This is a genomic window from Plantibacter flavus, assembly GCF_900177615.1.
GTDB classification, from domain to species: Bacteria; Actinomycetota; Actinomycetes; order Actinomycetales; family Microbacteriaceae; genus Plantibacter; species Plantibacter flavus.
Window position 1 is genome coordinate 77,708 of the sequence record NZ_FXAP01000007.1, and the last position, 16,545, is coordinate 94,252.

The window sequence follows — 16,545 nt, forward strand, 5'->3', positions numbered from 1 at the left end:
GTTGTGACAGAAGAATCCGAACGCGCTGAGCTGCGCAGAATCGAGCAACCATCATGAGCATCGCCATCATCGCTGCGCCCTCGAGCACTGCCACCTCCGCCGTCGAACTCTCGATCGACTTCGTGAAGATCTCGATGGACCTCGGCGAAGCCACGACGCTCGCCGGCCTCATGGGCATGATGGAGCGCTCGCTCGACAACGACCTCGAGCTGCAGATGCCGACCCAGAACGCGGTCCTGACCCTGCGTCGCGACGCCGACGACGAGAACTACACCGAGCTGCTGCTCGGCGGTGTCGTCACGGCCCTGCTCACGGACGGTCAGCTGCGCGACGCTGTCAAGGCGATCGAAGCGTTCGAGGTCGAGCTGCCCGTCGCCGCCTGAGGAACCCCACCTCTCACCGAACTCCGGTGCCCGATCGGCTGGTCATACCGGTCGGGCATCGGCTCCAACATCCCACCCATCCACCTCGAGCCGTCACCGGTTCGACCACAGACCGACAGGGTCGCCGCGGCCAGCCGCGATGTCGCCGAAGAACTCGACCGTGCGCAATCCCGTGAGAAGCAGCCGCCCAACGCCTCCCCCGCGTCCCGCAGCCAAGCCGCAAGCGATCCGCACGCACTCCTCCGCCAGCGAGAAGCACCGCCGGCGACCCTGTCTGAATCACCCGCAACACCGAGAGCCGTACGTGCGAGCAGATGCTCCTACGTGCGGCTCTCTTCATTCCACAGACCACATCTACCGCGGCAGCATGCGCAAGAAGGGGCCGCCATGACGGTCAACACCAGCACCACCACCATCAAGAACGCTGCCGACGGACTCGTCGGCGTCGACCTGACCATCCGTTCGTTGGGGATGACCCTTCACGACGGCGACGCACTGGGCCTCGCCCAGACGCTCCAGGACGTCATCAACAGCGCGGCCGAAGAGGACGCCGTTCACGCCTGGGTCGGCATCCCCCACGGATTCATCGCTGTGACCCGTCGAACGGAGAGTGCCGACGACATCGAGCTGGTCTCGGATGGCGGCGTGGTGCTCGCAACCCTCTCGGCAGACGAATGCCTCGACGCTGTTCGTGTCATCCGCGGCTACTACTTCTGAGACGAGCTGCCGTCGACGGCACCAGTCCCAACGAGAAGACCCCGAAGCGCATTACGCGCTTCGGGGTCTTCTTCTTTCGACCGACGAGCTCACGCGCGTCGGTCTATCCGTTCGCTATCGCGGGCGGATGACGATCCTGATCTCACCAGGACGCATCGGCGTCCGGGGGTTCACAGGTTTCAGGGGGATTCTCTTGATAGGCACGATCGGCCTTTCCGCACCGCACGACACCCCTTCTCCCGGGCAGACGAGTTGACGTCTTCCCAGTGAGAAGGGTTAAGATCAAAGCGAATCTCCACCACGAAATTCCGCTCAGACCCTTGTTGTCGCTGACCCAAGTCCATTGGCGATCTACCAACAGGGGTCTTTTGCGTTGCTGGGTCCATCGTACCGTTTGGCGCTGACGGTGACCCAAGAAAACGCCCGTTTGAGGCACTTTTCCGTGCCCGGAGGCCGAATTTGCCTCCCTAGCCGTAAGTATGGCGTGTACAACCCCGCTGGACGCCTGCCCGTGGGGCTTGGGTGCCCGGGCGCCTTGGCCGGAGCGATCCAATTGCGCATAGTGTCGAAGATGTTGCAGTCGACCGGAGGATACGGTGGTCCGATGAGGTCGACATCCCAGCGTGACGCGCACGCCGACACCATCAGACTCGCGATGCGATCCTCTGGTGAGGTGCTCGACGAGCTGGAGTCAGCTCTCCATCGAGATCCCGACATCGACCCCGGGCGCATCGTCCGGATCGACAACGGCTTCCGCCTGCAGGAGACGGACGATTACGTCGTCGAGGCCTGGAAGATGCTCTACAACTGGCGACTCGTCGTGATGCGACCACACCAGCAGATCGACACCATTCACGGGTACTGCTACTTCGGCACCGACCTTGAGACGCTGGCGCGCGCCGTGGCCGGTGGGCTTCAGTGGGAGGACCCGCTGCACTCGGCGCCGGAGGGCTTCGACAAGCAGGCGTTCTAGCCCGCCATCTCGCGTGAACCGCGCAGAGGGGCGAGCCTACCGATACAGGGTGGGCTCGTCCCTCTGGTCGCTGAGCTGAAGCTCAGCCGTCGTTGCTTGCTACTTCTTCCAGTACGCGATCTTCGCGACGTGCACGGTCAGGATCTGCGAGCAGCCGCCGGCGTCGACGGCGTAGCCGAGCTTCTCCAGCTGGTTGATCTTCTGCGCGCGCTTCAGTGCGCACACGAGGAAGGTGTCGCCGGTGACCCTGACGTATTCGATCGCGGATGCGGCTGGCGCCGTGACAGCACCGCCGACCAGCAGCGCTCCGGAGACGGCAAACGTCGTCAGGACGCGGTGGACCTTGGTTCGAGCATTGGACATGGTTCCCCCATTTCTGCACGGGCCGACCCCCGGCCCGTGCAATCCACCATACTGACGGGCGTCGAAACGGGGTGGTCATGGCCGCCGAGTCGACCACGGGCAGCCAGCACCGTCTCGCGTCCCGCGATGATGTCGTCGAGCACGTCGAGCGACCCCTCGAGGAGACCTGCGGGGTCTTCGATTCCACCTGCGATCTGTCGTGCAACGAACTCGGCGTATCGGTCCCTGATGGACTGCGGCGTCATCATGGGTCGAGTCTCGCTGATTGGTCCCGGCCGGGCGCTGAGTTATCCACAAGGCCAGAGATGCTTCGCGCCGAGCTCAGCCCTCGAGGCAGGCCTTCGCCTCGTCGACGCCGTCCTCGGTCACCGAGAACTCCTCGCCGTTCATCTGGTGCGGCCACACGGTGAACTCGGCCGCGAAGCCGTCGATCGCGACCAACGGTCCGGAGCCAGGCGTGAGTGATCCACCGATGCCCCAGGTGCCGACCTGCGCATCCTCGATGCCATCGACGGTGAAGCTCATGGCGACGATGTAGACGTCGCTGCGCTCGGCGGACTTCACGGCGCCGGCTGCGACCGGCGTGATCGCCGGGCCGTCGTTGGCTCCTTCGGCGATCGCGCTCAGCAGCTCTGGCGGAACGGTCTCGCACGGGCGGCCGTCGCCGGCGTTACCGCCGGAGCAGCCAGTGAGCAGGAGGCCCACTGCAGCGAGCACAGCGACGGGCGTGACGAACTTGGGCATGAGCCCTATTATCCCGAGCGGCATCGATACCCTGAGGCCGTGACGCTCACCGAAGAACCCTGGTACCAGCAGCTCCGCTTGCAGTGGAAGCCGGCCCACGTGAAGCTCCTTCTGGTTGCCGAGTCGGCGCCCGACTCCGGAGCGGCCGCGGCGACGGAGCGCCGCTTCTTCTACGCGCCGATGGTCTCTCGCGCCGACAACCTGTTCCGCGGTGTCATTCTCGCGCTCTACGGCGCGAAGGTCACCACCGGTGACGACCGCACGCCGTGGCTCACGCGGCTGCGCGATGACGGTGTCTGGCTGATCGACCTCGCGCCCTTCCCGGTGAACAACCTCTCCTCCGGCGATCGCCGACGGGCTCTCCTCGAGCACGCGCCGGCGCGCACCCGCGAGATCCTCGACCTCGCCCCTGACGGGATCGTGATCTGCCACGCGCCCACGTTCCGAGCGCTGGCGCCGGCCCTCGTCGCGGCAGGGGCTCCGCTGCTGCACGACGAGGCGATCCCGTTCCCGCTGGGGAACTTCCGGGCGCGCTTCGCTGCAGAGGTGCGCGAGGCGGTTGCGTCGCTGGGGCTGAAGGGGTCGCAGTGATCTCGGTCGCTTGGACGGTCGAGCCTCACGTCGATGATGCCTCGAACACCTAAGAAGATTCACCTGATAGACGCCAATTCTTGTTCGGAGCGACACTTTACGTTGCGAACTCCGAACTGGGTGATGGAGCGTCTTCCCGCGCGGAGGTCGGCGCGCTAGCGTGCGCGTATGAACTCTGACGAACTCTTCGCATCTTGGGCTGACCACGGCGCCTTCCACAGCGGTGTGCCGATCCGGTACGCGACCGACTTTGACCTCCCGCCTTCGGCGGCGCTGAGCACCGATGCGGAGGCTCTCAGGAAGGACATCCGGATGATGGGTGGCACCTACCCGAGGATGAATGTGCTCGCGTCGGTCGCCTTCAACCTCGGAACGCTCTACTTCCTCGAGGATGAGCTCACGGAAGGGCTTCGCTGGAGCGTGATCGCGCGGCACGCGGCAGACTCGACCATTGAACTGCTCGACGAGCCCAGCAAGAACCTGTCACTTCTGCAAGCGGCCATCTGGTTGAACCTCTCGACCGTCTCGCGCCTCCACCAACCCGAAGAGTCCATCAAGGCTTTGCGCGCTGCCGTCCAGTCGCTACAGACGAGCCGTCTCGCGACGTCTCAGGGCGAGACTTGGACCGAACTGGCGTACATCGAACTCGGGAACCGTGCCAAGCACCTCGGTCATCAGCTCGGTGTTCCGGAAGAAGAGTTGTCCCTCTAGCCGGTCTTGCTGACAGAACCCCGCTGCGCAGTTCGCACAGCGGGGTTCCGCGTTTCCGATCAGCCGCCGCAGAGGCCAGCCGAGCATCAATCGCCGACGTCTGCCTCATCGTCGGGTTCCAGGTAGGACACCGGGCTAGGTGTGAAGACCGAGCGCGTCTGCACGGTGTCATCGCCATCCACCCACTCCTGCAGCGCGATCATCGCGACGGAGACGCCCTCCTCCTCGAGCAGATTCAGCTCCAGCGAGACCGACGGGTTGAATCTGCTGCATACGATCACTGGGCGGTGCATCCCGCTGCCAAGGAAGCGCGGAATCGTGCCGAGGCGTACGAGCACAGCCTCGTCGAAGAGCGACTTCGGCTGATGTCTGGTGAAGATCTCCCGGATGGATTCCTCGGTGACCTCGGAGAGCCACTCTCGCTGTCGAAGGATCCGCTGGACGGCCCCGAGCGTCACCGGCCCCTCCTCGACCACGACGGCATGGAGGATGCCGAACTCGTCGAGAGCAAGCAGGTCGATCGTCTCCCCAGGGATCGTCGGCACGCCGCGACCGATCACCAGGAGGGGCGTGCCGAGGAACTCCGGGTCGCCGCTGAGCGCCGCGACCAGCGACTCCTCCACATGCTGCGCATGCTCATGAAGCGGGTCCCCCAAGGAGCCGTCCGCCAATCGCCGACGCATGGCGACCACGCCGTCTGCGTCGCTGTACTCGTACGCGTCCTCTGGCTTCTCGGTCATGGGTGGCATCATTTCACAGCCCATGAACCGCGGCGTTCAGCCGCGAGGGGTCTGCAGCTCTACCAGACGCGGGTCATCGAGCTCATACGTCAGGTGACCCTGAGCGGCGGCGTCCATGCACACCACCGCGTCGACGCGTCGGACGCAAGCCAGGTCGAGGAAGTCGATCGCCTCGGCGCGAGAGTACGACGTGAACGAGCCGGCCGTCGGGTGTTCCTGGATGCCGAGGATCCACTGCTCCGCCGTGCCACATTCGTCGAACGTCGCGAGGAGGGCGACCTCGCTCTCGGACGGTTCGTTCTCTGCGGCGATCATCGCGTTGCTGCATGCGGCGGACAGCTGCGGCGCGGCCGCCTGGCGGGCAACGGCTCCAACGATGCCGACCCCGATGATGACGGCTGCCGCCGCTGCGAGGACGCCGAAGACGATCTCCCGACGAGGGCGCTTCCCGCGGTCCTTCTTCTTGGTCGCGCTGCGCTGATCCTCGGCATCGAGCTCACGCTCGATCTCCTCCCGCCAACGTTCCTCCTCCTGGAGCTCACGCGCCGCTCGGCGACGCGCCTCCATGGAGGTCACTGCCTTGCGCGGACCCCAGGCGGCTCCGTCCCACCAACGGTCGATGCCGTCGGCCTCTGGATCGGGATACCAACCAGGAGGAGGAGCGTCAGACATAGCCGGAAGCCTAGCGAACGGGCGTGGAGCCAACCCTCCTACTCAGCGCTTCGACCGGCTCGGCGCGAGAGCTTGGCCATGACCCAGTAGCCGGCAAGAAGAACGAGCGCCGTGACGATAGCCGGTCCGGCGGCATAGATACCGACGAACGCTTGGAAGATGCCGCCGCCGATGGACGGCGCTGTCAGGTCATCCGCTGGTGGATCGAGCTGCGCGAGCAGCGGCGCGCCGAAGAGCATGACGCAGACGCCGAGCATGTAGACCAGGACCATGGTGACGAGGACTCCGATAGCGACTCGCCTGCTGCCGACGAGGAACTGCACCGCTGCCCAGATCACGAGAACGATGCCGATCGGGATCAGGATGAGGAGCCAGGAGTCAGTCACTGCGAGGCGTCTCGTTCGGGCTGATCAACCATCGAGTCCGCGGATGCGGATGTCCGCGTCAGCCGCTTCGTCAGGAATTCGGCCAGCGCAGAAAGAGCCAGACCCGGAACCATGATCAGCGCCACAGCAGCAATGCTGATGAGGTTCACAAGGGCGCCGGAGGTCAGAGCGGTATTGAGCGCGTCGTGCGGTAGCTCCCACAGCACAGTGTCCCAGAAGAGCTGCCAGACGAGATATCCCGCCGCGAGGCCAAGCAAACCACCGAGCAGCCGAGCGAGCATGTAGCGGTTCAGCATCCGCGGTGCCCTTCCTCAGATGGATCAGACATCATCGTGGGACCTCGCTGTCTCGATTGCATCCTCGGCCTCGTACTTCGAGAAGCCTTCCTCGCGCAGCCGGACACGGAGCTCAGCGTCTGCGCGAGCGCGTTTCCCCCGAGGGAGGCTCTGTCGCATGCGTTTGTACTGACGTCCGAGACCCAGAGCGATGAAGATCGTCAGAGCGGCGATCAAGAGTCCGAGCGTCAGCATTATCCCCGCACCCAGCTCGTGAATCAGTCCCACTGCGCCCCCCCCCGAATGTCACTGTCGTCGCGCCTCCAGGGTACCCGTCGCGCCCGATCCGGCAACGGACGCCGCCAGGTGACCAGATTCCACCCACAGCTCGGCCCGTTCCGGCCCGATCAGCACCCCCCGATGCGCACCAACTGCGGCATCGACCAAGAAGCGGCCACGAGGTGACCAACAGCCGGTCCCTATTCGGTCACCACTGCCCCAATCCCTCGCGATGCCGCTCGGGAATGCAGTGGTGACCAGAGCGAGACCGCGGAGTGGTCAACAGGCGGTCACTGCGTGCCCGCTGCTTCGTTTCGCGGTTGCAGGGCCGGTCCGTATCCGGCCCGGAGCCGGTCACAGGTGACCGTATCGTGACCAAGGATTGGTCACAGATTCCCGGTGATGCTCACCGGATCCACCGCCTGGAAGGGGCCATGAGGGGCGGGAGCGTGGAGCGTATTCACGCTGCCAACGAGGGCCCTACGTTTGCTGTCGCGCGAGCTCCCCAGCTCCGTCGTCTTCTGCTCCGCTCCTTCGTCGCAGCCGCAGATCCTCCGTCGCTGGTCGCCCGAGCGCCAGCAAACGAGCAAGGGTGTTGTGTCAGGCCGGTCCCTCAATTCGGTGCCGAGCGCGCAAGCCGACAGGCCGCTCCCCGCCCCCTTCGAGGAGGCTGCATCAACGACGAAGCAGAGCTGTCCTCTGTCCGCAGGAGTGAGCTGGAACAGGGCGACGGCCGACTGCTGGTGAACCAGCTGCTGGCCGTCGCCGCGGCGGAGCCGATCGAGCAACAGCCGTCCTCGGGGGCTACGCCCCGTCGGCATGGAGCGCAGCGTCCAGATTCGACACTCGTGCCGAATCTCGAGCCGAGGGGACCGAGAGAGCAACAGGCGGTTCGCCACAATTTCGGAACCCGCGGATCGAGAGTGCAACAGTGGCGCGGGTTCCGAAATCGATGGGGCCAAGGACCTGTCGGTGAGAGAACGGGCAGTCAGAACTGCGGAGGTTTCAGCGCCTCCGGGACGGATCCAGGGACGAATTAGGTAGCCGATTCTGTGACTCGGCGCAGGGAGCACAGAGGCTTCGCCCGCGCCTCGCGGTGGCAACGATCGGGTGACCAGGTCGCAGCGCTGCTGCTCCCACTCAGGCATCCACCCGAGCGACCGAAGAGGTGTCGACAGTCGTCGCCAAGCAGATGCTTCCACGGAGGCTTCGCGCAACATCATGAACGCCGTGAACGGCTGTCGCGAGGCCCTCGGACGCTCCTGCGTCGCGCCCGATGATGCGGCGATGCCGCGGGTGAAAGCTGCCAAGGAAAGGAGCACGGCATAGCCGAGCTCCGCGCTGCCTGCAGAGCAACAACGACCGTGTGCCCACGGTCGCGACGGGGATGAAGCGAGGTCGGATACAAGAGCGGTATCCAACCTCTGCGTCGCTGCGCTCCAGGTCTGAATCATGGTGCCACTTCGTTCCAAACCATGATTCAGCCCAACCCCGTCTATCCGGGGCCAACGGAGGCGCTTGAATCAGCCGCAAGCAATGAATCTTCGATCCATGCAGCTGATTCAAGAATGTGAAATTACACCGTTACCCCCGATGAGGCCGCAATTATGACCCCGATTCTCCGCTGAAGCTCCGAATGCGTGGGAGAAAGGAAAAGGGCATAAGGGAGCGTGGCACCAGTCGTCGTTTCCATCCTCGCTGCGCTCGTCGGAATCTAGCCTGGTGGTCGGCATAGCCGACACGCTTTTCGGGCGCCCCTGAGCCTCTCGCTTCGCTCGGTCTCCGGGTCTTCCTCACCCTCGTCGCTGCGCTCCTCGGGCCCATACTGCGTCGCTTCGCTCCTGGCCCTCTTCGTCATCCCTGTGGGGATGTCTCGAGGGTGCCCACGCCCTCCGCGCGTCCGGGCTGCCGCCACCATCTCCTCCGCGCTGCTCCTCCGCTGGACGACGTCAGAGACCACCGGATGAACCGGTGATCCGCAACCGCCAAAGGCTGCTGCGGAGTTCATCTGAACTGCTGAGGGCGCTCGGTCATCGCTTCGCTTCGCTACGCCTCTGATGATGACCGGGCACCCAAGTCAAGGGTGGTCGGCGATGCCGACCCGGGGGTCGTTTCGATGTCCCTCACGGTTCCGTGAGATCAGGAATCGGACGACCCGCAGAACGCGGAACCAGGACGGAGATCCAGTCATGTCGAAGGGCCAGAATCGAGGTCGCCGCGAAGAGCGGACCCCGCGGCGAGAACTTCCTCAGGTCCCCGACCTTGGGACATTGTCGATGCCTCGCAAGAGCAACCGTCAGGCGGCCAAGTTCCTCGCTGCCGGCGGACGACTGTGGGACCACCGTCGTGTTGAGCGGAAGGCGCGGAAGCTCGCACTTGATCGTGCCGATGCGGCGGCCCAGCACCCAAGACGTCAGCACCTCGCCAAACGAGTGCGTGTGCAGATGCTGGAGACGATGACGGGGTGGTCCTTCGAACCCAGGACGAGAGCGTTCGTGGCGACCGACCGCCAGACGGAGCGCCTCGAGGAACTGATCTCAGCCGCGATCCAGCTCGGTGACGAACCGGTTGTCCTCCGCGTCTCGGGGCTGTCTTTTCAGGAGGCCGCTCGAGTCCGTGGATACCTCAACCGAGACTCGCGCCTGCTCGTCGTGCAACCCCGGACTGACGGGCCGGCCTTCGTCTGATCCCGGCTGCGAGCACGGAAATGATTCACGCATTCATTTCGCAAATGATTACGCGCCGGCCGCCCCAACCGGAACCCGCCCACGTCGGGCGCGCGGAGGTTCATCCACCACGACCAGAGGAGTGCCATGAAAGACCCCGAGACCATCGTCAACGACCTGATCCGAACGCGGTACGCCGACTCCCTAGACTCCGACTCCCTTGGTCGAGCAGCTCCAACCGAGCCCACGATCGAGTACATGCTGGCATCAGTGCTCAGCGACGGAACATCCGTGGAGTCTCTCCTCGCGGCCGCGGCGGCTCACGCACAGCTCGACTTGCGCTCGGAGGACGAAAGCTCCACGCAGAGCACGCTGACCCTGACCGGATCAGAGCGGTCGATGGTGCTCTCCGCACTTATCGACAAAGAGCTCGACGAACGTCGCTACGTCTCTGGCGCGGAGGTGGCCAAGACACCGGCAGCCACCGATTCGTGCTGCGACGAGCACCTCACCCGGTATCGAGAGCGACGCTCCAGCTACCTGGCGCTGCGCGATCGCAAGAGACGCGTGTCCGATCTGGTCAAGCTCTTCACCGCCAGCCTCTCGTGAAGCACCGCGCTCACGACACCACCGAACCATCCGCCCTCGTGGCACGCTCGTAAGCGATGGTTCTCCACCCCTCGATTGGCAGACTCAGCCTGCGTGCTGCCGCCATGCTCAACGAGCCTGTCACCGAACAACGCACTATCGCTGTCGCTCAAGCGACTGCGCAGAAAGGACCAGGAGAATGACCGACAGCACCGAAGCCCCTGTCTTCGTCGGAACCCCTGACGATTGGTGGCAGCAGGCCCAGACCATCACTGAAGCAGAGGCCGCCGAGCGTGTGATCGGGAACTGGTACATCACCAACGAACAGCGCTCCGCGAATCAGGCGGCGTCCTATCGAGTCTCGATCGGCAATGGAGCATCCAACGGGACGCGCAAGGCGGCTCTTCGTCGCGCGATCGAGCAGGGTGTCATCGCAAGCCAGGAGCGCATCTCGCCACACGTGCGGCGGTTGATCCAGGCCCAAGTCGAGACACCGCCTTGGCTCGATGCGGATCTCGTCGTCGCGAACAGCCACATCGGCAGCTCAGAACGACTGCTCTGGCGCAAGTCCACCAACGGCTGGCAGCGTGTCTTCGACGGTCGCATCACCGTGAGCCTCCACACGATGCTGCAGCTCGAGCCGGTCGCCGCAGAGGTCGTCGTCGCCCGTGATCACCGTGGCTGACGGGGCCCTGCCGCGAAAGACACCTTGCGCCTCGTGCCCATGGCGCCGCGAGGTCAGCTCTGGCATCTGGGACCGCACGGAGTACGAAAAGCTCCCCCGATACGACGGCGACATCGCTGACCAAGAGGCTGCCGCAGTCTTCCTCTGCCACCAGCCCATCGGCGAGCAGCACGTCTGTTCAGGGTGGCTCGGACATCGTGATCCACAAGACCTGCTCGCAGCACGCCTCGGCGTCCTCTCGGGTGAACTTGACGTGTCCGCGATGGAATACACGACTGACGTGCCGCTCTTCGCCAGCGGCGCGGAAGCCGCAGCCCATGGCTTGGTCGACGAGGGGTCACCCGGTACTTCGGCCCGTGCGGTGATCGACAAGATCCTCCGCCTTCGCGGCGACGTCCCGGAATAGCGCCACCAGTGCAGCGCCGTCGGTCATCGAACCGGCGGCGCTTCGTCGCGCCCGCGCGCCGCCAAACCCCGACCAGTCCATCGAACCTATCGACCCAGGAGGTCACTGAAATGAGCCGCGACCACCGCGACCAGCGAGGCGGACACGTTCGCCCGAAGATCGACCGCGTCGGGTGCTACTGCTGCGAGGCAATCCCGCCCGAGACCCGCTCACGTTCGCGCCGACGTCGCAACCGAGCACTCGACAAGCAGGAGCGCCGTGCCGACGACCGCGCCTGAGGAACAACCCACTCACTGACTCACCAAACAGGAAGCATCCATGTCTACTTTCGAGGCCACGGCCCGCACCAATCACTTCCGCGTCCGCGACGTCGCAGCACTCCGCGCCGAGCTGGCCACCTACGGCATCCACGCGCCCAACCTCCTCGACCACCGCGCTCACGGCGCCGCACTCGTGCTCGACGACCGCGACGTCGTCACCGGGACGATCGCACTCTTCGGCGACATGGGTTGGCCGTCACTCGACGAAGACGCCGTGCGGGAACGCTTCGACTGGGACGAGAGCATCTCCGTACCCGACCAGCACCAGACGCTCGTCGAGCTCATCGCCTCCCACCTCGAGGCGGGCCAGGTCGCGATCTTCCTGGAAGTCGGCCACGAGAAGATGCGCTTCCTCAGCGGTTCCGCCGTCGCGGTCAACGCATCCGGCGAGACCCGTTCCATCGAACTCGAAGACATCTACGGCCTCGCGAGCGAGCTGACCAGCCCCGAACAGGTCATCACCCCAGCCCACGTCTGAGACACCCCGTCCGGGCAACCACCTCCACTTCCGCGGTTACATCACAGAGAGGGCACCTGATGCCTCAACCGACGATCACCACCCCGCCCCTGCTCAACCTCACCGTTCCCGCGACCCCCGATCGCCCCTCGGTCAAGATCCGCGTCGCGCACGACAGCCGCCGAGGCGTCTACACCACGAACAACCTGGGGATCGAGCACCCCGTCATCGCCGTCACCCCGACACTGCTCGGCAAGATGAGACTCGGAGCCGTCAGACGCGACGCCCTCCGCTCAGCCCTGAGTGAGGCCAACGACGAACTCGCCGGTCGCGCGCCGGTCAAGAGCTACTTCCGAGGGTCCAACGGTCGCGCAGTCTCAGAGAAGGTGCGGGCCGAGCCCACGCTCGAGCACCTCGAGAACCTCGCGATCATCTACCGACTCGCACGACTGGTCGGGGACTTCCCCGTCCAGTCCGTCGCTCGCTCCTTCGGTCTCGAGCCGGTAGACGCTCAGCGCTGGGTAGCCATCGCTCGCAAGAGCGGCTCGCTCGCGTGACCGGCTGCCTGCGCATCCAGGGGGTCACCCGAGGGACTCGACCGTGACGCGCGTACGCAAGAAGGGGCCGAAGAAGTACCTCGATGCACGACGCACACAGGTATCTCCGGCATGGCTCGAATGGGATGCAACGACACGCGAGCAGATGGCGGAGTTCGCCTGGGAGCAGATCGCTTCCGCCGGCCTCGAACCGTCCATGTACCTTCCCGGCGACAAGGGCATCTCTGATGACGGCGCCTGGATCTTGATTCTGGAGATCCCTCAGACGCCGATCAACACGCAGTTCGAGCTACCCCTCCTGAGCATGTGGCGTGCTCGCCGTCACGACCTCAACGACGGGGGCTTCATGACCGACGCAGGGGTCAAGTTGTACCCGCAGCAAGCCGTCATCGCGACTCCCGCGGGAGACCTGCACCTGTGGCCCCACGAGTACATGGTCGCGAAGGACCCCATGGGGCTCGCGTCGGATCCCGACGCCATCCTGCACACGCTTGGTGGAGAGGCGGTGCTGGACCCCGAGGAGCTCTTCTACCTCCAGAGCCGAGGGATCACGCACCAACAGGCAACGATGATGCTCTTCGACAAGATCCAGTCCCTCGACTTCGTCTACGTGACGTTCCCCGAGTGGATCACCGCCTTGCTCGAGGGCGTCGGCAGACCACTGCACCGCCACATTGCGCTGAACCCGCGCTGAGCGGGATCACCGACAATCCGCATGGAAGGAAGCCCTCGATGGGTCAGAAGAAGCGCCACTACACCGTCGAGGGCTTCCGGCCGTCGGCCAACCCGCCGCTGAGTGCAGCGATGCGGGCGCTGGGCAGCTCAAGTGCCGCACAACCCCACGTACCGAAGCCCAGAAAGGGCACTCGAACCCAGCAGAGACGCGCAGCCGTCCAAGACCAGAAGTAGCGAAGGATCACAGCATGCCAACAGTCGACGTACCCACCTCCGCCACCCATCCCTGGCGCATCGTGCACCAGGAGGGTTACGACGTGCTGGGCTACCCGAGCTTTCCCCCGTACGCCACAGAGGATGATGCGCGAGAGGCAATTGACGTTGCCCGAGCGCAGGGCAATCCAATCGACGGAGCATTCGAGCCTCGGTGGCGACCCGAGCTCGATCAGAACGACCATGTCGGTCTCGCCCACATGTTCATCGAGGAGGCAGACCAGGCGGAGAACGTCACCGCAGAGATCGCCCTCTTGCTGAGAGCCCAGATCGAGGCAACTTTCGCGCTACGTGATCAGATCGCGGGATATCGGCCAGACCCGGCCTAGGCGGGTGGGAAGTCCGCAGCGAGGCGCTGCGCTACGGCATCGACGTCGAACATCGGCGATGCCGTCGCCTCACGGGTGAGCTGCTTCCGCAGCATCCGGGGGCTGCTCACCCGAACGCCGCGAACACTGAACCCGCCGCCAAACAATGGCCAGTCGGCGTCTACGAAGCACAAGGTGGCCGAGACCGGCACGTCGCCTCCGACTGCCGAAGAGATTCGCCCTACCTGTCCGATCACTCCGTCGATCAATCGGTCGCTTCGGCGCCCGTCGACCTTCAGGTGTTCAGTCGCACCGAACCCGAACAAGCCGCCTTCAAGGGACCGTTCCGGACGTTTGTTGACGTATCGCTTCGCGTCCACAACCCAGATACCTGCCGGGGTGACAACGATGTGGTCGATATTCGCACGTGATCCGGGGATCTTCCGATCATGGAGCGAGCGTACTTCGGACACTGAATCGAGGGCTGCGGCGACCACTTCCTCGCCAACAGCACCAATCGACCAAACCTCCGTACTGCGCCGCGGCCGATCGTCAACGCTGAGAGCCACTGCGACCCGACCGACCAATCCGTTCCCCCAACGAGCTCGAACAGCTGCCTCGGCAGCCACGACGGCGGCTCTGTCACGCGCCGTCCGTCGCTCGTGCTCTCGCCGAGCCGAACCGCCTGCCATTCCACCACCCGCGTCAACCGTCATGTGATGAGCATGCCGTACCGCGCAGACACCAACCCCTGTGCTCGCCAGCTCCAACGCGGTCCAGCCGGGCAATTGCACACCCCCAAGGGCGCACGAACTCAACGCGATCGCGACGCGATCCGCGTACAGACCGGGTCTCGGACATCCTCCGGGCCCTGAAAGACGGAGAACCACCATGGACCAGAACAAGAACATCTCCCGGCAAACGAACGATCGAATGATCCAGGAGCTTCGGGCCGCGACGCCCGTGCTTGGCTCGAGCGTCGCGGCACTTCTCGCCACGCGCAGGAAGATCGGCGAGTCACTGTTCCTCATCGGATTGCACGGTGGCAGGGCGGCGATTCTCGGACCGACGCCCAGCGCGCCTTCCGGTTCGAAGATGACCCTCGAAACTGAGTTCGGACCGGTCAAGTATCGCGCCGACGATGTGCTGCTGATCGCCACATCCCACGGCGGGCTTGACGCCGTCGAGAAGACCGACTCCGATCTCTGGGTCTCGTGGACGATCACCGACGAATCGACCGACACGTCGCCAGTCGACGTTGTCCGCGGCGTCTGGATGAACGTCTTCGGAAGGAACAGCGTTGGTCCAGACGACGCCTGTGTCTTTGACGTGACCGACATATCGAAGGGTCGGAGCGTGCGCGTGGATCTGAGCGACTTCGGGCTCGACGACTGATGCCTCGGCGAACCACCGCTACCTGAGAGGACCCGGCATGATTGCGAACCCACAACCCCTGGCCGCCCGTATGCGCCCAACCACCCTTGATCAGATCATTGGCCAGGACCACCTGATATTCCCGGGTGCCCCGCTCATGAGACTCGCCTCTTACGCTTCCACAGCATCGACATCGGTGCTCCTCTGGGGGCCGCCCGGTACAGGGAAGACGACGATCGCTAGCGTGATCGCCCACGAGACGGGCAGCCGCTTCATCGAGCTGTCGGCGACCTCCGCCGGCGTTGCAGATGTGCGGAAGGCACTCGCTGCCGCCCAGACCGAACTCGACATGAACGACAGGCGGTCGATCATTTTCCTCGACGAGATCCATCGATTCTCGAAGGCTCAGCAGGACGTCCTCCTGCCTGCCGTCGAGTCGGGCCTCATCACACTCATCGGGGCGACGACCGAGAACCCGAGCTTCTCGGTGAACTCGGCGCTGATGTCCCGTTCCGTGCTCCTGACCCTCCATCCGCTAGACGAAGCTGCCATCGTCGCTGTCATGATGACGGCGCTCGATGCCCAAGCGGGTCTCAACGGCTGCGTCGGATTCGACATGGACGCCATTCAGTCCATGGCGCGTCACGCGACAGGCGACGCGCGACAGGCGCTCACGCTCATGGAAACCGTCGCCGAAGCCGCGGTCGCTCAGAACCGGCAGAACGTTGACATAGACTTCGTGCTCACAGTCGCCCCGACCGCGATCTCCAGATACGACCGCGACGGTGATCAGCACTATGACGTGATCTCGGCCTTCATCAAGTCGATGCGCGGATCTGATCCCCAAGCGACCCTGCACTGGCTCGCACGACTCATCGAGGCGGGCGAGGATCCTCGCTTCATCGCTCGACGCATCGTCGTCCACGCCAGCGAGGATGTCGGCATGGCGGACCCTTCAGTTCTCCCGGTTGCCGTCGCAGCAGCCCAGGCGGTGCAGCTCATCGGCATGCCCGAGGCGCGTATCAATCTTGCCCAGGCGGCGCTTGCGGTGGCCATGGCGCCGAAGTCTCCGGCGGTGATGGGCATCGACATCGCTCTCGCGGATGTTCGCGCCGGCCGTACTGGCGAGGTGCCCATGCACCTTCGCGACGCCCACTACCCAGGTGCCAAGGCCCTCGGCCACGGCAACGGATACCTCTTCCCGCACGACTTCCCACACGGACTCGTCAACCAGGCCTACCTCCCCAGTCGAGCCTCCAGCGCGCGGTACTACGAACCCACCATCAACGGCTTCGAGCAGACCATCACTGCCCGAATGGAGGCCATCGCGCGCATCACGGGAAATCAGACCCCATGACCCCTCACAACCCCTCTGCCAACTCGTCAACGCCGACCTCGAATC

At 64.8% G+C, this 16,545-nt stretch carries 22 protein-coding genes; 15 read left to right on the forward strand and 7 right to left on the reverse strand.

Annotated elements, in window-relative coordinates:
• The first annotated feature begins 53 nt into the window (after positions 1-53).
• From B9Y95_RS18575 to B9Y95_RS18585, 3 genes are all read left to right on the forward strand, one after another.
• Positions 54-383, forward strand: coding sequence for a hypothetical protein (locus tag B9Y95_RS18575; protein WP_085514144.1), 330 nt, complete (start codon positions 54-56; stop codon positions 381-383).
• Positions 384-770: 387 nt separating this feature from the next.
• A complete protein-coding gene (locus B9Y95_RS18580) occupies positions 771-1,100 on the forward strand; it encodes a hypothetical protein (RefSeq protein WP_085514145.1) in 330 nt (109 codons plus the stop codon).
• A 604-nt stretch (positions 1,101-1,704) separates the two neighbouring features.
• Positions 1,705-2,073 (forward strand): hypothetical protein, encoded by a 369-nt coding sequence (locus tag B9Y95_RS18585; RefSeq protein ID WP_085514146.1) that lies wholly within the window; start codon positions 1,705-1,707, stop codon positions 2,071-2,073.
• 99 nt (positions 2,074-2,172) lie between these two features.
• Here B9Y95_RS18585 and B9Y95_RS18590 read toward each other — a convergent pair whose 3' ends face one another.
• The gene (locus tag B9Y95_RS18590; RefSeq protein WP_085514147.1) at positions 2,173-2,436 is read right to left on the reverse strand and encodes a hypothetical protein; all 264 of its coding nucleotides are present in this window, start codon (positions 2,434-2,436) and stop codon (positions 2,173-2,175) included.
• A gap of 321 nt (positions 2,437-2,757) precedes the next feature.
• Positions 2,758-3,180 (reverse strand): hypothetical protein, encoded by a 423-nt coding sequence (locus B9Y95_RS18595; protein ID WP_085514148.1) that lies wholly within the window; start codon positions 3,178-3,180, stop codon positions 2,758-2,760.
• A 39-nt stretch (positions 3,181-3,219) separates the two neighbouring features.
• On the opposite strand from B9Y95_RS18595, the gene B9Y95_RS18600 reads away from it, so the two are divergent.
• Positions 3,220-3,771 (forward strand): hypothetical protein, encoded by a 552-nt coding sequence (locus B9Y95_RS18600; RefSeq protein WP_085514149.1) that lies wholly within the window; start codon positions 3,220-3,222, stop codon positions 3,769-3,771.
• 225 nt (positions 3,772-3,996) lie between these two features.
• On the forward strand, positions 3,997-4,482 hold the full coding sequence (locus B9Y95_RS18605; protein ID WP_143736583.1) for a hypothetical protein: 486 nt from the start codon (positions 3,997-3,999) through the stop codon (positions 4,480-4,482).
• 86 nt (positions 4,483-4,568) lie between these two features.
• Here B9Y95_RS18605 and B9Y95_RS18610 read toward each other — a convergent pair whose 3' ends face one another.
• From B9Y95_RS18610 to B9Y95_RS18625, 4 genes are read right to left on the reverse strand one after another with little or no spacing between them, the layout of a single operon-like run.
• A complete protein-coding gene (locus B9Y95_RS18610; RefSeq protein WP_085514151.1) occupies positions 4,569-5,222 on the reverse strand; it encodes a PDDEXK family nuclease in 654 nt (217 codons plus the stop codon).
• Positions 5,223-5,258: 36 nt separating this feature from the next.
• Complete coding sequence (locus B9Y95_RS18615) at positions 5,259-5,894, reverse strand: DUF2510 domain-containing protein (protein WP_085514152.1); 636 nt, start codon at positions 5,892-5,894, stop codon at positions 5,259-5,261.
• 38 nt (positions 5,895-5,932) lie between these two features.
• Positions 5,933-6,280, reverse strand: coding sequence for a hypothetical protein (locus B9Y95_RS18620; protein WP_085514153.1), 348 nt, complete (start codon positions 6,278-6,280; stop codon positions 5,933-5,935).
• Entirely contained in the window at positions 6,277-6,576 is a 300-nt protein-coding gene (locus B9Y95_RS18625; protein ID WP_085514154.1) for a hypothetical protein, read from the reverse strand. The genes B9Y95_RS18620 and B9Y95_RS18625 overlap by 4 nt, the downstream gene beginning before the upstream one ends.
• A 2,534-nt stretch (positions 6,577-9,110) precedes the next feature.
• Here B9Y95_RS18625 and B9Y95_RS20525 point away from each other — a divergent pair.
• From B9Y95_RS20525 to B9Y95_RS18675, 8 genes are all read left to right on the forward strand, one after another.
• The gene (locus tag B9Y95_RS20525) at positions 9,111-9,521 is read left to right on the forward strand and encodes a hypothetical protein (RefSeq protein ID WP_143736584.1); all 411 of its coding nucleotides are present in this window, start codon (positions 9,111-9,113) and stop codon (positions 9,519-9,521) included.
• A gap of 126 nt (positions 9,522-9,647) precedes the next feature.
• Positions 9,648-10,109, forward strand: a complete 462-nt coding sequence (locus tag B9Y95_RS18645; protein ID WP_085514158.1) for a hypothetical protein — start codon at positions 9,648-9,650, stop codon at positions 10,107-10,109.
• Between the two features lie 178 nt (positions 10,110-10,287).
• Positions 10,288-10,773 (forward strand): hypothetical protein, encoded by a 486-nt coding sequence (locus B9Y95_RS18650; protein WP_085514159.1) that lies wholly within the window; start codon positions 10,288-10,290, stop codon positions 10,771-10,773.
• The gene (locus B9Y95_RS18655) at positions 10,757-11,179 is read left to right on the forward strand and encodes a DUF6283 family protein (protein ID WP_234994178.1); all 423 of its coding nucleotides are present in this window, start codon (positions 10,757-10,759) and stop codon (positions 11,177-11,179) included. Before B9Y95_RS18650 ends, B9Y95_RS18655 begins: the two co-directional genes overlap by 17 nt.
• A 318-nt stretch (positions 11,180-11,497) precedes the next feature.
• Positions 11,498-11,977 carry a hypothetical protein gene (locus tag B9Y95_RS18660; protein ID WP_085514160.1) on the forward strand — a complete coding sequence of 160 codons (480 nt, stop codon included), beginning with the start codon at positions 11,498-11,500 and terminating at the stop codon, positions 11,975-11,977.
• Positions 11,978-12,036: 59 nt separating this feature from the next.
• A complete protein-coding gene (locus B9Y95_RS18665; protein WP_085514161.1) occupies positions 12,037-12,513 on the forward strand; it encodes a hypothetical protein in 477 nt (158 codons plus the stop codon).
• A 43-nt stretch (positions 12,514-12,556) separates the two neighbouring features.
• The gene (locus B9Y95_RS18670; RefSeq protein WP_143736585.1) at positions 12,557-13,207 is read left to right on the forward strand and encodes a SufD family Fe-S cluster assembly protein; all 651 of its coding nucleotides are present in this window, start codon (positions 12,557-12,559) and stop codon (positions 13,205-13,207) included.
• 229 nt (positions 13,208-13,436) lie between these two features.
• Entirely contained in the window at positions 13,437-13,790 is a 354-nt protein-coding gene (locus B9Y95_RS18675) for a hypothetical protein (RefSeq protein ID WP_085514163.1), read from the forward strand.
• On the opposite strand, the gene B9Y95_RS20790 is transcribed toward B9Y95_RS18675, so the two are convergent.
• Entirely contained in the window at positions 13,787-14,338 is a 552-nt protein-coding gene (locus tag B9Y95_RS20790; protein WP_159453458.1) for a nuclease-related domain-containing protein, read from the reverse strand. The genes B9Y95_RS18675 and B9Y95_RS20790 overlap by 4 nt on opposite strands.
• A 322-nt stretch (positions 14,339-14,660) precedes the next feature.
• On the opposite strand from B9Y95_RS20790, the gene B9Y95_RS20795 reads away from it, so the two are divergent.
• Both B9Y95_RS20795 and B9Y95_RS18685 read left to right on the forward strand, forming a co-directional pair.
• Complete coding sequence (locus tag B9Y95_RS20795) at positions 14,661-15,164, forward strand: hypothetical protein (RefSeq protein ID WP_159453459.1); 504 nt, start codon at positions 14,661-14,663, stop codon at positions 15,162-15,164.
• A 70-nt stretch (positions 15,165-15,234) separates the two neighbouring features.
• A complete protein-coding gene (locus B9Y95_RS18685) occupies positions 15,235-16,500 on the forward strand; it encodes a replication-associated recombination protein A (RefSeq protein WP_327083107.1) in 1,266 nt (421 codons plus the stop codon).
• Positions 16,501-16,545: the final 45 nt, after the last annotated feature.

Coding starts and splice junctions, on each gene's coding strand:
- B9Y95_RS18575 (WP_085514144.1), top strand. CDS start 54: ATGAGCATCGCCATCATCGCTGCGCCCTCGAGCACTGCCACCTCCGCC.
- B9Y95_RS18580 (WP_085514145.1), top strand. CDS start 771: ATGACGGTCAACACCAGCACCACCACCATCAAGAACGCTGCCGACGGA.
- B9Y95_RS18585 (WP_085514146.1), top strand. CDS start 1,705: ATGAGGTCGACATCCCAGCGTGACGCGCACGCCGACACCATCAGACTC.
- B9Y95_RS18590 (WP_085514147.1), bottom strand. CDS start 2,436: ATGTCCAATGCTCGAACCAAGGTCCACCGCGTCCTGACGACGTTTGCC.
- B9Y95_RS18595 (WP_085514148.1), bottom strand. CDS start 3,180: ATGCCCAAGTTCGTCACGCCCGTCGCTGTGCTCGCTGCAGTGGGCCTC.
- B9Y95_RS18610 (WP_085514151.1), bottom strand. CDS start 5,222: ATGACCGAGAAGCCAGAGGACGCGTACGAGTACAGCGACGCAGACGGC.
- B9Y95_RS18615 (WP_085514152.1), bottom strand. CDS start 5,894: ATGTCTGACGCTCCTCCTCCTGGTTGGTATCCCGATCCAGAGGCCGAC.
- B9Y95_RS18625 (WP_085514154.1), bottom strand. CDS start 6,576: ATGCTGAACCGCTACATGCTCGCTCGGCTGCTCGGTGGTTTGCTTGGC.
- B9Y95_RS20525 (WP_143736584.1), top strand. CDS start 9,111: ATGCCTCGCAAGAGCAACCGTCAGGCGGCCAAGTTCCTCGCTGCCGGC.
- B9Y95_RS18645 (WP_085514158.1), top strand. CDS start 9,648: ATGAAAGACCCCGAGACCATCGTCAACGACCTGATCCGAACGCGGTAC.
- B9Y95_RS18650 (WP_085514159.1), top strand. CDS start 10,288: ATGACCGACAGCACCGAAGCCCCTGTCTTCGTCGGAACCCCTGACGAT.
- B9Y95_RS18660 (WP_085514160.1), top strand. CDS start 11,498: ATGTCTACTTTCGAGGCCACGGCCCGCACCAATCACTTCCGCGTCCGC.
- B9Y95_RS18665 (WP_085514161.1), top strand. CDS start 12,037: ATGCCTCAACCGACGATCACCACCCCGCCCCTGCTCAACCTCACCGTT.
- B9Y95_RS18675 (WP_085514163.1), top strand. CDS start 13,437: ATGCCAACAGTCGACGTACCCACCTCCGCCACCCATCCCTGGCGCATC.
- B9Y95_RS20795 (WP_159453459.1), top strand. CDS start 14,661: ATGGACCAGAACAAGAACATCTCCCGGCAAACGAACGATCGAATGATC.
- B9Y95_RS18685 (WP_327083107.1), top strand. CDS start 15,235: ATGCGCCCAACCACCCTTGATCAGATCATTGGCCAGGACCACCTGATA.